Origin of the sequence: Dryocola baronae (assembly GCF_051297175.1) — a bacterium.
Taxonomy (GTDB): Bacteria; Pseudomonadota; Gammaproteobacteria; order Enterobacterales; family Enterobacteriaceae; genus Dryocola.
On the sequence record NZ_JBINNY010000001.1, the window covers coordinates 2,804,193 to 2,816,877 of the forward strand.

13 protein-coding genes are annotated in these 12,685 nt (G+C 58.8%); 5 read left to right on the forward strand and 8 right to left on the reverse strand.

The window, feature by feature from the left end:
• The first annotated feature begins 26 nt into the window (after nt 1-26).
• From ACSPHG_RS13200 to ACSPHG_RS13220, 5 genes are read left to right on the forward strand one after another with little or no spacing between them, the layout of a single operon-like run.
• Nucleotides 27-2,003 carry a TonB-dependent hemoglobin/transferrin/lactoferrin family receptor gene (locus ACSPHG_RS13200; RefSeq protein ID WP_435953988.1) on the forward strand — a complete coding sequence of 659 codons (1,977 nt, stop codon included), beginning with the start codon at nt 27-29 and terminating at the stop codon, nt 2,001-2,003.
• Nucleotides 2,004-2,013: 10 nt separating this feature from the next.
• Entirely contained in the window at nt 2,014-3,045 is a 1,032-nt protein-coding gene (locus ACSPHG_RS13205; protein ID WP_435953989.1) for a hemin-degrading factor, read from the forward strand.
• Entirely contained in the window at nt 3,042-3,857 is an 816-nt protein-coding gene (locus ACSPHG_RS13210) for a heme/hemin ABC transporter substrate-binding protein (protein WP_435953990.1), read from the forward strand. Before ACSPHG_RS13205 ends, ACSPHG_RS13210 begins: the two co-directional genes overlap by 4 nt.
• Entirely contained in the window at nt 3,857-4,855 is a 999-nt protein-coding gene (locus ACSPHG_RS13215) for a FecCD family ABC transporter permease (protein WP_435953991.1), read from the forward strand. The genes ACSPHG_RS13210 and ACSPHG_RS13215 overlap by 1 nt, the downstream gene beginning before the upstream one ends.
• On the forward strand, nt 4,848-5,627 hold the full coding sequence (locus ACSPHG_RS13220) for a heme ABC transporter ATP-binding protein (RefSeq protein WP_435953992.1): 780 nt from the start codon (nt 4,848-4,850) through the stop codon (nt 5,625-5,627). Before ACSPHG_RS13215 ends, ACSPHG_RS13220 begins: the two co-directional genes overlap by 8 nt.
• 229 nt (nt 5,628-5,856) lie before the next feature.
• On the opposite strand, the gene selO is transcribed toward ACSPHG_RS13220, so the two are convergent.
• From selO to ihfA, 8 genes are all read right to left on the reverse strand, one after another.
• The gene (gene selO / locus ACSPHG_RS13225; RefSeq protein ID WP_435953993.1) at nt 5,857-7,302 is read right to left on the reverse strand and encodes a protein adenylyltransferase SelO; all 1,446 of its coding nucleotides are present in this window, start codon (nt 7,300-7,302) and stop codon (nt 5,857-5,859) included.
• An 80-nt stretch (nt 7,303-7,382) separates the two neighbouring features.
• A complete protein-coding gene (locus ACSPHG_RS13230; RefSeq protein WP_435953994.1) occupies nt 7,383-8,099 on the reverse strand; it encodes an EAL domain-containing protein in 717 nt (238 codons plus the stop codon).
• Between the two features lie 168 nt (nt 8,100-8,267).
• Nucleotides 8,268-9,242: a LacI family DNA-binding transcriptional regulator gene (locus ACSPHG_RS13235; protein ID WP_435953995.1), complete on the reverse strand. Its 975-nt coding sequence runs from the start codon at nt 9,240-9,242 to the stop codon at nt 8,268-8,270.
• A gap of 148 nt (nt 9,243-9,390) precedes the next feature.
• Nucleotides 9,391-9,852, reverse strand: a complete 462-nt coding sequence (locus tag ACSPHG_RS13240) for an NlpC/P60 family protein (protein ID WP_435953996.1) — start codon at nt 9,850-9,852, stop codon at nt 9,391-9,393.
• A 68-nt stretch (nt 9,853-9,920) separates the two neighbouring features.
• Nucleotides 9,921-10,676, reverse strand: a complete 756-nt coding sequence (gene btuD / locus ACSPHG_RS13245) for a vitamin B12 ABC transporter ATP-binding protein BtuD (protein WP_435953997.1) — start codon at nt 10,674-10,676, stop codon at nt 9,921-9,923.
• Nucleotides 10,677-10,679: 3 nt separating this feature from the next.
• A complete protein-coding gene (locus ACSPHG_RS13250) occupies nt 10,680-11,228 on the reverse strand; it encodes a glutathione peroxidase (RefSeq protein WP_435953998.1) in 549 nt (182 codons plus the stop codon).
• Nucleotides 11,229-11,290: 62 nt separating this feature from the next.
• Nucleotides 11,291-12,271, reverse strand: a complete 981-nt coding sequence (btuC, locus tag ACSPHG_RS13255) for a vitamin B12 ABC transporter permease BtuC (protein ID WP_435953999.1) — start codon at nt 12,269-12,271, stop codon at nt 11,291-11,293.
• Nucleotides 12,272-12,383: 112 nt separating this feature from the next.
• On the reverse strand, nt 12,384-12,683 hold the full coding sequence (ihfA, locus tag ACSPHG_RS13260; protein WP_001229265.1) for an integration host factor subunit alpha: 300 nt from the start codon (nt 12,681-12,683) through the stop codon (nt 12,384-12,386).
• Nucleotides 12,684-12,685: the final 2 nt, after the last annotated feature.

The following is a 12,685-nucleotide window of genomic DNA, read 5'->3' on the forward strand; positions in this document are numbered from 1 at the left end:
GTTTTTTCCTTATGGAGAGTTGCGCTATGCCATTTTTACACACAGCCGGATTCCGCCTGTCAATGCTGACCGTCGCGGTGTTCGCCGCCCTGCCCGCCTGCGCGAAGGACGACCAGGTTACCGTGGTGGCCACCGGTAACCAACGCAGCACCTTTGAAGCGCCGATGATGGTTAGCGTCATCGATGCCGATACCCCCGAGGGGCAAACGGCCTCTTCCGCCGCCGACATGCTGCGCAAAGTGCCGGGCATTACGCTTTCCGGCACCGGCCGCACTAACGGCCAGGATGTCTCCATGCGCGGCTATGACCGTCGCGGCGTGCTGATGCTGGTTGACGGCGTACGCCAGGGCACGGATACCGGGCACCTGAACAGCACTTTCCTCGATCCGGCGCTGGTAAAACGCGTTGAAATTGTCCGTGGCCCTGCGGCCCTGCTGTACGGCAGCGGCGCGCTTGGCGGCGTGATTTCCTATGAAACCGCCGACGCCAGCGACCTGCTTTTCGAAGGGCAAAACAGCGGCTACCGCGTGTTCGGCACGGGGGCAACCGGCGATCATAGCATCGGCATGGGGGCCAGCGCCTTTGGCCGCACCGACGATCTGGACGGCCTTGTTTCCTGGGCGAGTCGCGATCGCGGGGATATTCGCCAGAGCGACGGCGATACGGCACCGAACGACGAAAACATCAGCAATTTCCTGACAAAAGGCACCTGGCGCATCGACCCCGCGCAGTCGCTTTCCGGCTCCCTGCGCTACTACAACAACAGCGCTCAGGAACCCAAAAACCCGCAGACCACCGACGCCAGCTCGTCTAACCCGATGACCAATCGCTCCACCATCCAGCGCGACGCGCAGCTGAAATACCATCTTGGCCCGCAGGACAACGACTGGCTGAACGCCGATGCCACCGTCTACTGGTCGGAGGCGCGCATCAACGCTGAAACCCAGGTAGACGGCGGCGAGTTCCGCAAGCAAACCACCAAAGGCGGCAAGCTTGAGAACCGCAGCCGCCTGTTTAACGACAGCTTTGCCTCGCACCTGCTGACCTACGGCGGCGAATACTATCGCCAGGATCAGCGCCCTGGCGGCAACACCACCGGCTTCCCGCAGGCGAAAATCGACTTTGGTTCCGGCTGGCTGCAGGATGAAATCACCCTGCGCGATATCCCGGTTTCCCTGCTTGCCGGCACCCGCTACGACAACTACAGCGGCAGCAGCGACGGCTACGACGACGTGAATGCCGACAGGTGGTCATCTCGCGGCGCGATGTCCATCACGCCAACCGACTGGCTGATGATTTTTGGCTCCTACGCGCAGGCCTTCCGCGCGCCGACCATGGGCGAAATGTATAACGACGCCAAACACTTCTCCATCGGCAGCTTCTACACCAACTACTGGGTGCCAAACCCGAACCTGCGCCCGGAAACCAACGAAACCCAGGAGTACGGTTTTGGGCTGCGCTTTGACGATTTGATGCTTGCCAACGACGGCATTGAGTTCAAGGCCAGCTACTTCGACACCAACGCGAAGGACTATATTTCCACCACCGTGGACTTCGCGAAGGCCACCACCATGTCCTACAACGTGCCGAACGCCAAGATCTGGGGCTGGGACATGACGGCGAAATACACCAGCGATCTGTTCAGCCTCGACGTGGCCTACAACCGCACGCGCGGCAAAGATCGGGACACCGGCGACTGGATCTCAAGCCTGAACCCGGACACCGTGACCAGCATCCTGGACGTTCCCGTGGCGCAAAGCGGTTTTTCCGTAGGCTGGGTGGGCACCTTCGCCGAGCGTTCCACGCATATCAGCAGCAGCTACAGCGCGCAGCCGGGCTACGGCGTCAACGATTTTTACGTCAGCTATCGCGGCCAGCAGGCGCTGCGCGGCCTGACCACCTCGCTGGTGTTTGGTAACGCCTTCGACAAAGAGTACTGGTCGCCTCAGGGTCTTCCTCAGGATGGCCGCAACGGCAAAATCTTCGTGAGTTATCAATGGTAAGGAGCATCGCATGACGCAACGCTATGACAGCTGGCTGCAGCTTAAGCAGCAGCATCCAAAGAAATATGCCCGCGATATCGCAAAGCTGATGGGCATCAGCGAAGCCGAGCTGGCCCACGCCCGCGTCGGCCATGACGCCTGGCGTTTAAAAGGCGAAGCGCGCGAAATTATTACGGCGCTGGAAAGCGTCGGCGAAACCAAGTCTATCTGCCGCAACGAATATGCGGTTCACGAGCAGGTTGGCCGCTATGAAAATCAGCATCTTGAAGGCCATGCGGGCCTGGTGCTCAACCCGCGCGCGCTGGATTTGCGCCTGTTCCTCAACCAGTGGGCAAGCGCCTTCCACGTTCGTGAAGCCACCGCGCGCGGCGAACGCCAGAGCATTCAGTTCTTCGATCGCCAGGGCGACGCGCTGTTAAAGGTCTATACGACCGATAACACCGATTTCACCGCCTGGGGGCAGCTGCTGGCGACGTTCATCTACGCCGATAACCCGCCGCTTGCGCTGAGCGCGGCGGAGGAAGCCATCATGACTCCGGCCCCTGACGTCGCGCAGGTCGAAGCGGAATGGCGCGCCATGAACGATGTTCACCAGTTCTTCGGCCTGCTCAAGCGCCACCAGCTTACGCGTCAGCAGGCTTTCCGCCTGGTGGCGAACGATCTGGCCCAGCAGGTGGATAATTCCGCGCTTGAGCAGCTGCTGCGCCAGGCGAAGCAGGACAAAAACGAGATTATGATTTTTGTCGGCAACCGTGGCTGCGTGCAGATTTTCACCGGTACGATCGAAAAAATTGTGCCGATGGACAGCTGGATCAACATCTTCAACCCCGCGTTCACGCTGCACCTGATGGCCGATACCATCGCCGAAAGCTGGGTAACCCGTAAGCCAAGCGGCGACGGCTTTGTGAGCAGCCTGGAGCTGTTTGCCGCCGACGGTACGCAAATCGCCCAGCTCTACGGCCAGCGCACCGAAGGCCAGCCGGAACAGCAGCAGTGGCGCACGCAGCTTGCGGCGCTGACCAACAAAGGGCTGGCGGCATGAAACGCTGGCTAGCCGTCCTGCTTGCTCTGCCGATCTTCGCCACGGCGGCCGAGCGCGTGGTGACTATCGGCGGTGACGTTACGGAAATCGCCTTTGCTTTGGGGGCCGGCGGGCAGGTTATCGCCCGTGATACCACGAGCCTCTATCCGGCGGCGGCCGCTAAGCTGCCGGACGTGGGCTATATGCGCCAGCTCAGCGCGGAAGGAATTCTGGCGATGCGCCCGGATCTGGTGCTGGCAAGCGCGCAGGCCAGCCCGTCGCTGGCGCTTGAGCAGGTTGCGGCGAGCGGGGTCGAAGTGGTGACGATCCCGGCGGAAAACTCGCTCGAAGGCATTGAAACTAAAATCACCGCCGTCGCTAAAGCGCTGGGTAAAACCGCGCAGGGCGAAGCGCTGCGTAAGGAAGTCAGTGACAAACTGGCTTCCGTCCCCTCGCAAAAGCTGCCGGTGAAGGTGCTGTTTATCATGAGCCACGGCGGCATGTCCGCAATGGCCGCGGGGCAGCAGACCGCCGCCGATGCGGCCATTACCGCCGCCGGGCTGCGCAACGCGATGCAGGGATTCAACCGCTATCAGGCGCTGTCTCAGGAAGGGACGATTGCCAGCCAGCCGGACTTAATTCTGGTGACGAAAGACAGCGTAAAAAGCCTCGGCGGTGAGAGCAACGTTTGGGCGCTGCCGGGCCTGGCGCAGACACCGGCGGGTAAGCACCATCGGCTTGCGATCGTAGATGATATGGCGCTGCTCGGCTTCGGCCTGCAAACGCCGGATGCGATCCTCGCCCTGCGCAAGCAGGCGGAGCGGCTCCCGTGATGCGCCGCCCTCTACCACGCCAGACGCTGCTCGCTCTGGGGCTGGCGCTCCTTGCCCTGGCGCTGGTCGCCACTAATATGGGAGCGATGAGACTGTCCATCTCGGTGCTGTGGCAGGCGCACGATGACGCGCTGCGCCATATCTGGCTTAACATTCGCCTGCCGCGGGTGCTGCTGGCGGCGCTGGTAGGGGGCGCACTCGCCCTGTCCGGCTGCGTAATGCAGGGACTGTTCCGTAACCCGCTGGCCGATCCGGGCCTGCTCGGCATCAGCAGCGGTGCCGCGCTGGCCGTAGGTTTGTCGGTGGTTTTACCTTTGGCTTTACCCGCCGTTCTGGCGCTTTACGTGCCGATGCTGGCGGCTTTTCTTGGCAGCCTTGCCGTGACGCTGGTGATTTTTCTGCTTAGCCGCCGGGGCGATAACAGCCTTTCGCGCCTGCTGCTCGTCGGCATCGCGATTAACGCCCTGTGCGGTGCGGCGGTCGGCGTGCTTTCGTGGTTCAGCAACGATACACAGCTTCGCCAGCTTTCGCTTTGGGGCATGGGCAGCCTCGGCCAGGCGCAGTGGTCCACGCTGCTTGCCACCGCATCATTTGTGCTGCCCGCCTCGCTCGGCATCGCGTTCTTAGCCCCTCGCCTGAATCTGCTCCAGCTGGGCGACGAAGAGGCGCATTACCTGGGCGTGGACGTTAAGCGCACGCAGCGACGGCTGCTTATTCTCAGCGCGCTGCTGGTTGCGGCGGCGGTTGCGGTGAGCGGCGTGATCGGCTTTGTCGGCCTGGTGATCCCCCATCTGGTCCGCATGTGGCTTGGGGCGGATCACCGCTGGCTGATCCCCGGCTCTGTTCTTGCCGGAGCGATGCTGCTGCTGGTAGCCGACACCTTAGCCCGCACGCTGGTGGCCCCCGCCGAAATGCCGGTTGGCCTGCTGACCAGCCTGCTCGGCGGCCCGTGGTTTTTAGCGATGATTTTCCGTCAACGGAGAGCAACCGATGGCTGAGGTTTTACGGGCGCAGCGCGTTTCCCTGCGGGCGGGGGCGAAGCTTCTGCTCAATGACATTACCCTTTCTTTAATTCCCGGCGAGGTCGTCGCGCTGATTGGCCCCAACGGCGCGGGAAAATCGACGCTGCTGCGCGTGCTGACCGGGTATCAGTTACCGGACGGCGGCAGCATCAGTCTGGCAGACCGCCCGCTCGAAGCCTGGCCGAACGAAGCGCTTTCCCGCCGACGAGCGGTGATGCGACAGCGCAGCGGCATGGCGTTTAGCTGGACGGTGGAAGACGTTATCGCCATGGGCCGCGCGCCGTGGCCGGGCGGCGACACGCAGGATATCGTTAATGAAGTCATGGGCTTAACCGGCTGCGATTGCCTTGCCGGGCGCGATTTCTGCCAGCTTTCCGGCGGCGAGCAGCAGCGCGTACAGCTGGCGCGCGCGCTGGCTCAGCTGTGGCATAACGGGCAGCCGCACGGCTGGCTGTTTCTGGATGAGCCCACGTCGGCCCTCGATCTCTACCATCAGCAGCACGTACTGCGGCTGCTGCGCAGGCTGGCGCTGATGGGCACGCTTGCGGTTTGCGTCGTGGTGCACGATTTGAATCTCGCGGCGCTGTGGGCGGATCGTATCGTGCTGCTGCACGGCGGCAGGCTTGTGGCTGAAGGCACGCCGCAGGAGGTTTTAAACGAGGCAACGCTCAGGCACTGGTATCAGGCGGACCTCAAGGTGTTCAGCGATCCCGAACACCCGGTGCCGCAGGTGTGGTTAGAGCCGTGAGCGGGGTGGAATGCGTTGTAATGTCGGATTGGAATGTCGGGCTGGAATGTCGGATGGCGCTGCGCTTATCCGACCTACAAATTCTGAGTGGGTTGTCTGGGTGCAATGTCGGATGGCGCTGCGCTTATCCGACCTACAAATTCCCGGCCAGGTAGGTCGGGTAAGCGCAGCGCCACCCGACAAAATCCTTACCGTCGGTCGGATAAGCATCGACGCCACCCGGCTATTATCAGCTTGAGCAACTCACTTCTAGCCGCTTGCCCCAGTCAGGCGGGCGCTGGGTTAAATCCCCTTCATGATCCTCAAAGGGTTTGCTTAACGCCAAATGCAGGCGTTCAAGCTCGCCGATATCCCCCTGCTCCGCCGCGCTAATCGCCCGTTGCGCAAGCCAGTTGCGCAGCACCACGGCCGGGTTCGCGGCCTTCATGGCGCTTTGCCTTTCTTCGTCGCTCACCTGTTCAATTTGCAGCCTTTCACGATAGCGGGTAAACCAGCTATCAAACCCGGCGCGGTCAATAAATTCATCCCGCAGCGGCGAGTTTGCGTCTTTTTGCTCGGTCAGGCTGAGCATGCGGAAGGTGCGCGTGTAGTCGCTGCCCTCTTTTTCCATCAGGCCAAAGAGTTCGGTGAGGATTTCGTTGTCCGCCTTTTGCTCGGTGGTGAAGCCGAGCTTTGCGCGCATCCGCTGGCCGAAGGCGCGCATCAGTGCAAACTGATAGTGGTCGAGCGCGTCATTAAGCTTATCAACCGCAATAAACGGCGACAGGGACTGGCCGAGGCGCTGCAAATTCCATAGGCCGACGGCGGGCTGATTGTCGAAGGCGTAGCGGCCCTGGTGGTCGGAATGATTGCAGATGTAGTCCGGCTGGTAGTCATCCAGGAAGCCGTACGGCCCGTAGTCCATGGTCAGGCCGAGGATCGACATATTGTCGGTGTTCATAACGCCATGCGCGAAGCCAACCGTCTGCCAGTGGGCAATGAGCCGCGCGGTGCGCTCTACCACGTCGCGGAACCAGCGTTCGTAGCGATCCGCCTGCCCCACCAGCTCGGGCCAGTGGTGTTCGATAACGTAATCTGCAAGCTGCTGAACTTTTTCCGGCTCGCGGCGGTAGTAGAAGTGTTCGAAGTGGCCGAAGCGGACGTGGCTTTGCGCCACGCGCACCAGCATCGCCCCCTGCTCGGTTGTCTCACGGCGAACGGGCGTGTCGCTGGTGACGATAGTGAGCGCGCGGGTGGTGGGAATGCCCAGCGCGAACATCGCTTCGCTGGCGAGAAATTCACGAATGGTTGAACGCAGTACCGCGCGGCCGTCGCCCATTCGCGAATAGGGGGTCAGGCCTGCGCCTTTCAGGTGCCAGTCGAATTTACGCCCGTCTTCGAGCTGCTGTTCGCCCAGCAGGATACCGCGACCGTCGCCGAGCTGGCCTGCCCAAACGCCGAACTGGTGCCCGCTGTAAACCTGTGCCACGGGCTGCATGCCCGGAAGGAGGGTTTCGCCGCTCCAGATGCCAACATTCGCGGCGTGAAACAGGTCGGCAGACAGCCCCAGATCGTCGGCGAGCTGGCGGTTGTGATAGAGCAAACGCGCGTTGTGCAGCGGCGTCGGGCTGAGTTCGCTATAAAAGCCGGGTAATTCGTCACGCCAGGTATTGTTGAACACGGGGTTTTCAGTCATGAGTCCTCCAGACTGATAGTGTAGTGCCTTCGCCGGCATTTAAACACGGCACGGCGGCAGGGTCTTTATGGCTATAAGCCTTATTGCGGATGGATGAGTTCCGGTAATGATTCCGCTGGCACCGCGGGCCACAGATTGCCCAGCATGGCGCTAAACCCAAGCGAGTTTACCTTAAGGCGTGAGGCTTCATCATTTATGCCCGTGATGATTAACGCGCGGCACGAGGGGGAAAGCTGACCGATAATGGCGAGCATAAACGGGGCAAAGGATCCCGCGTTGATTTGCTTAAGAATGAAGCCCTTGTCGAGAATGACCGTGGTAAACAGGCCGTCAAAAATAGACGTTGTGGTGGCAATTCCGGCACCAAAGTTCGCCAGCGCAAGCGGGAATAGCTGGCTTAATTCACGCAGGCGAAGATTGCCGCTGCCGAGATTTAAATCTGCAAAATTCTCATTAACGGTGAACTCAATGAAGGGCAATCGGCCTAGGCGGGTAATTAACTGTCGGTCAGAAAGAATAGCATCCACATTATTTTCATTTATATTAACCCAGACTTTTATCTTCTGAGTCATTAACAAATCTTGATAGTTTTCGAGTAATGCTATTTTTTCGCAGAACAATGTTAATTCTTGTTCTGCGCTAATATGTGGGAGAACCAGCTCGGTTGGAATACGAACCGGCGTATCAACGCCGATAAAGTTGGTGATTAATTCTATACCAAAAAGTAAACCTTCCGGCTTAAAGGCTGGCTGTAAATAAAAATGCGAACGATAAACAATATCCAGAGAGACGATCATATTGCCAGCCGTGATTCTACAAGGGGGAACGGCATCGTCACGCGATGAACACCCAGCATGAGCTGGATTGATTTTTCTAGCATTAATATAGGTTTCATCCCTGAAGCTTTTAAGAATTTTCCTTAAGTATATATTTAGCTTATCCTGGATATTGGCTTATTGCTAGTTTTACCTTACGCGGCGAACTGAATCTCGGTGGACAATCTGCGGCGTGAAAGTTTCATTCAGGCAGTTTTTATCAAGCAATTTTCGGGTGGCAAACCTGGCCATTTCACTAATCGGAAAATGTACGCTGGTTAATGCCGGACGCACAAATGCTGCTCTTTCTCCACTGTCATAACAAATAAGGGATATATCTTGCGGAATGCGCAAACCGCGTTCGGTAATTGCCAGCATTGCGCCAATGGCCATTTCCTCATTACAGCAGTAAATAGCCGTGGGCCGGGTATCGGCAAGGAGCTGTGATGTCCGCAGATGGCCGCTGGGCATGTCGTAGGCTCCTTCCAGCACCGCAACGGGCGTGAGCCCCGCCCTGTCCATAGCATCTAAAAATCCCTGCCGACGCAACAGGCTGGATTCGCGACTCGTCGGCCCGTGCAGGCAGGCGATGGCGGTATGACCCGCATCGGTAAAGACCTGTGTCGCCAGCGCGCTTGCCGCGCGATGGTCAAAGACGACGCAGCGATCTTCCAGACCGGGGACATCTCTATCTAAAACGATAAATCTTTTCCCCTGCTCGGCTAGATGCAGCAGCGCTTCATCCTCCAGCGCGCGAATATGCAAAATCAGCCCGTCGCAGCGCAGGTTATACAGGCGCTGCATGGCGCTCAGCTCTTTGTCCGCGAAGCTGCGTCCCTGTGTGACCAGCAGCTGTTTGCCCTGCCGCTCCGTTTCGCTTTGTACGGTATCCATCAGCGCCCCGAAAAAACCACCGCGATAGGACGTGGTGACCAGACCAATGGTGTTGCTCTGGCTTGAGGCAAGGGCCCGAGCCGCCGGATTCGGTGAATAGCCCAGCGCTGCTATCGCCGCTTCAACTTTAGTACGCGTCTGGGCCTTAACGTTGGTATCACCGTTTACCACGCGTGAAACGGTAGCGCGCGAGACGCCGGCGTTTGCGGCAACATCTTCCAGGGTAACCATGGGGATCCTTAACAAAGAGTCGGGAAAACTGCTTTTTGATATTACCTGATATAGGGCGCGTTGCCTGGGCTAACCCCGGATTTATGGAAGAGAGTCACGCTTTGGAGAAAAAAGATGTGCGGCTGGCCCAACGAGGGCCAGCGCAAAGCTAGATACGGCGCGCCTGCCAGAATTTCTTGCGCCAGTAGACGTTATCCAGCGAAGAGCGCATGACGCCCCGGCTGGTTGAGGCGTGGATAAACTGATTATCAGTGTCGTAAATGCCGACGTGCAGCCCGTTTTCGCCGGAGCCGGTTTTAAAGAACACCAGGTCACCCGGGAGCAAATCGTCTTTATCGATTTTGGTGCCGACTTCAGCCTGCTGGCTGGTCATACGCGGGAGCTGCAGATCGAACTGGTCGCGAAACGTTGTCAACACGAAGCCGGAACAGTCAACGCCACGACGGCTCATCCCGCCGTAGCTGTACGGCGTGCCGCGCCAGCCGCTGAGCTGGTCGTTAAGTTTGGCGATGACGGTGATGGAGTCTGAAAGCCGCGCGTTTGGCGGTGGAGCATTGTGGCTACACCCCGCGAGTATCAGACAGGCCACTACAATAAACCAGACACGCATCTCAGGCAGATCCTCAGCCGTTTATAATTTCCGGTAATTTAGCGCTTACCCATGATTTGTTGCAAGTTTTACCCCTCCGTTAGCGGGGTAATTAGCATACTATGCCCCTCTATTTGCAATCTTCGGAAGTGCATATCGTAAGCTTTGGTTAAGTTTTGCGGGGAAAGTACGGCGTCGCGGCTGCCCTGGGCGACCATTTTACCGGCCCGCAATAGCCAAACCGTGTGCGCATGGCGCAGGGTGTGGTTAAGGTCGTGGCTGCTCATGACCACCGCAACGCCCGCCTCGCACAGCTGCATTAGCAGCCGGTCGAGCGCCACCTGTTGGGCAACATCGAGGCTGTTCATCGGCTCATCCAGCAGCAGCAGACGCCCCGCCGGGTTGATATCGGGATGGATTTGCAGTATTACCGCCGCCAAACGCACGCGCTGCCATTCCCCGCCGGAAAGCTGATTCACCGGGCGAGTGAGCTTGTCCTTCAGCCAGAAGGCCTCGGCAAGCTGCATCATTACGGCTTCGGCCTGAGCGGCCCCCTGATGCAGCTGAAGATAATGCCAGACCGGCATAGCAAAGGGAGGAAGCTGCTGCTGCGTGAGATAAGCACGCGCCCGCGCCAGCGCAACTGATGTCCAATCATCCAGCGGCGAACCGTTGAGTACAATCCGCCCTTTTCCCTCGGACAAGCCCGCCATATGCGTTATCAGGGTGCTTTTCCCGGCACCGTTAGGCCCTACGAGATGAATCAGCTCACCCGGTTTCACCGTGGCGGAAATCGGCCCAAGCCGCTCCGCCACCGAAACGTCGTTTAACTGCAAAAGCGACATTGCCTACTTCGCCAGCGCCATTTTGATGGCTTCCATGACGATAGGATCTTCCGGCGTCATGTCCGGCGAGAAGCGCTGCACCACCTGCCCGTCACGACCGACGAGGAATTTTTCGAAGTTCCACAGAATGTCGTCCGGGTACAGCGGCGCTCGGCCTTTGCTGCTCATGCGTTCATAGAAGCCGCTGTTTTCCGGGGCAACGGCCGTTGGCGCCGCATCGATAAGCTTCTGGTAAAGAGGATGGCGATTTTCACCGTTCACGTCGATTTTGCTGAACATCGGAAAAGTCACGCCGTAGGTGGTGCTGCAAAAAGTTTTAATCTCTTCTTCGCTGCCCGGCTCCTGGCCCAGGAACTGATTGCAAGGGAAGCCCAATACGCTAAATCCCCTGTCCGCCCAGGCTTTATGAATGTTCTCCAACTGCTCATACTGCGGCGTCAGCCCGCATTTAGAAGCAACGTTGACCAGCAGCAGCACCTGGCCTTTCCAGCGTTCCAGTGTGGTAATTTCACCATCAATAGTTTTAATTTCAGTATTCAGAATGTCTTGCATAGCGTCCCCTTAATGATCAAGTGCGGCGTCGTTACCCGCATAAACAAGCATAGCCTGCTAAGCTATCGCCCGGCCTTTAATAATAGCCAGATAAACACCGGTGCGCCCAGCGTTGCGGTAACGACACCGATAGGAAGTTCGGCTGACGTCAGCGCCAGGCGCGCGATGATATCCGCCCCAAGCAGCACCGAAGCCCCTGCCAGCGCGCTGGCGGGCAGCAAAACGCGATGATCGGTCAATCCTTTGAGACGAAGCATGTGTGGGATAACGAGGCCGATAAAGCCGATGGCTCCGGCAAGCGCGACGCTCACGCCGACCAGCCAGCCGGTGGCAATCACCAGAATGTTGCGCCACATCCACACCGACAGGCCGAGCTGACGCGCGGAGGTTTCGCCCAGCGCCATTAGGTTCAACGGCGCGTAGCTGCGACACAGCCAAACCATCACCGGAAGCAGCGTCACCATCAGCCACCACTGCCGCCAGTCCACGCCGCCAAACCCGCCCATCATCCAATACATGAGCTGACGCAGGTCGAGGCTGGTGCTGAAGTAAACTGCCCAGGTCATCAGCGCGCTACAGATAATCCCAAGCGCGACGCCCGCAAGCAACAGGCGGCTGGTGGAGAGATGGCGGCGAGAAAAACGCAGCAGGATAAGCGTAATAAGCAGCGCCCCGGCAATGGCGCACAGCCCCAATGCCCAGGTCGGGAACATGCCTTGCCCAAGCAAGACGGCGGCAATCAGCGCCACGCCCGCGCCGTTAGAGACGCCAAGCAAACCGGGCTCCGCCAGCGGGTTTTCAAAAAGCGCCTGCATGATGGTGCCTGAAACGGCGAGAGCGGCTCCTACCAGCAGCACGGCAAGCGTGCGCGGCATTCTGATTTGCCAGATGAATAACTTTGCATCCTCGCTCCACCACGTTAGCGGAGAGAACCACCTGTCCCCCGCGCACAGGCTCAGCACGCCCATGCCCGTCATGACCATCATCAGGATAATGAGCCACAGGCGTTCAAGGCGGCGCTGTCGGGAGACAAAAGTGAGCATTAGCGTGAAAGGTCCATTGAGCGGCAGTCAGGCTGCTGATTTTACGGGGAGTTTGTCGGGAAGGACAAGCAAAGAAAAAGGCCGCGGATGCGGCCTTTTTGGTTAACTCAGGTTACTCGTCTTTTGGCGACGCGTTTTCAACCCGACTCTTCAACTTCTGACCAGGTCGGAAAGTCACCACACGGCGGGCCGTGATGGGAATGTCTTCACCAGTCTTCGGGTTACGCCCGGGACGTTGGTTTTTATCGCGTAAGTCAAAATTACCGAAGCCTGATAGTTTAACCTGCTCGCCGTTTTCCAGAGCGCGACGGATCTCTTCGAAAAACAGCTCTACCAGCTCTTTAGCGTCTCGTTTGCTAAGCCCAAGCTTATCAAACAGATATTCTGACATTTCAGCTTTTGTAAGCGCCATAC

Excerpts from the sequence above, each read along its gene's own strand:
- ACSPHG_RS13200 (WP_435953988.1), top strand. The coding sequence starts at position 27 with ATGCCATTTTTACACACAGCCGGATTCCGCCTGTCAATGCTGACCGTC.
- ACSPHG_RS13205 (WP_435953989.1), top strand. The coding sequence starts at position 2,014 with ATGACGCAACGCTATGACAGCTGGCTGCAGCTTAAGCAGCAGCATCCA.
- ACSPHG_RS13210 (WP_435953990.1), top strand. The coding sequence starts at position 3,042 with ATGAAACGCTGGCTAGCCGTCCTGCTTGCTCTGCCGATCTTCGCCACG.
- ACSPHG_RS13215 (WP_435953991.1), top strand. The coding sequence starts at position 3,857 with ATGCGCCGCCCTCTACCACGCCAGACGCTGCTCGCTCTGGGGCTGGCG.
- ACSPHG_RS13220 (WP_435953992.1), top strand. The coding sequence starts at position 4,848 with ATGGCTGAGGTTTTACGGGCGCAGCGCGTTTCCCTGCGGGCGGGGGCG.
- selO (WP_435953993.1), bottom strand. The coding sequence starts at position 7,302 with ATGACTGAAAACCCCGTGTTCAACAATACCTGGCGTGACGAATTACCC.
- ACSPHG_RS13230 (WP_435953994.1), bottom strand. The coding sequence starts at position 8,099 with ATGATCGTCTCTCTGGATATTGTTTATCGTTCGCATTTTTATTTACAG.
- ACSPHG_RS13235 (WP_435953995.1), bottom strand. The coding sequence starts at position 9,242 with ATGGTTACCCTGGAAGATGTTGCCGCAAACGCCGGCGTCTCGCGCGCT.
- ACSPHG_RS13240 (WP_435953996.1), bottom strand. The coding sequence starts at position 9,852 with ATGCGTGTCTGGTTTATTGTAGTGGCCTGTCTGATACTCGCGGGGTGT.
- btuD (WP_435953997.1), bottom strand. The coding sequence starts at position 10,676 with ATGTCGCTTTTGCAGTTAAACGACGTTTCGGTGGCGGAGCGGCTTGGG.
- ACSPHG_RS13250 (WP_435953998.1), bottom strand. The coding sequence starts at position 11,228 with ATGCAAGACATTCTGAATACTGAAATTAAAACTATTGATGGTGAAATT.
- btuC (WP_435953999.1), bottom strand. The coding sequence starts at position 12,271 with ATGCTCACTTTTGTCTCCCGACAGCGCCGCCTTGAACGCCTGTGGCTC.
- ihfA (WP_001229265.1), bottom strand. The coding sequence starts at position 12,683 with ATGGCGCTTACAAAAGCTGAAATGTCAGAATATCTGTTTGATAAGCTT.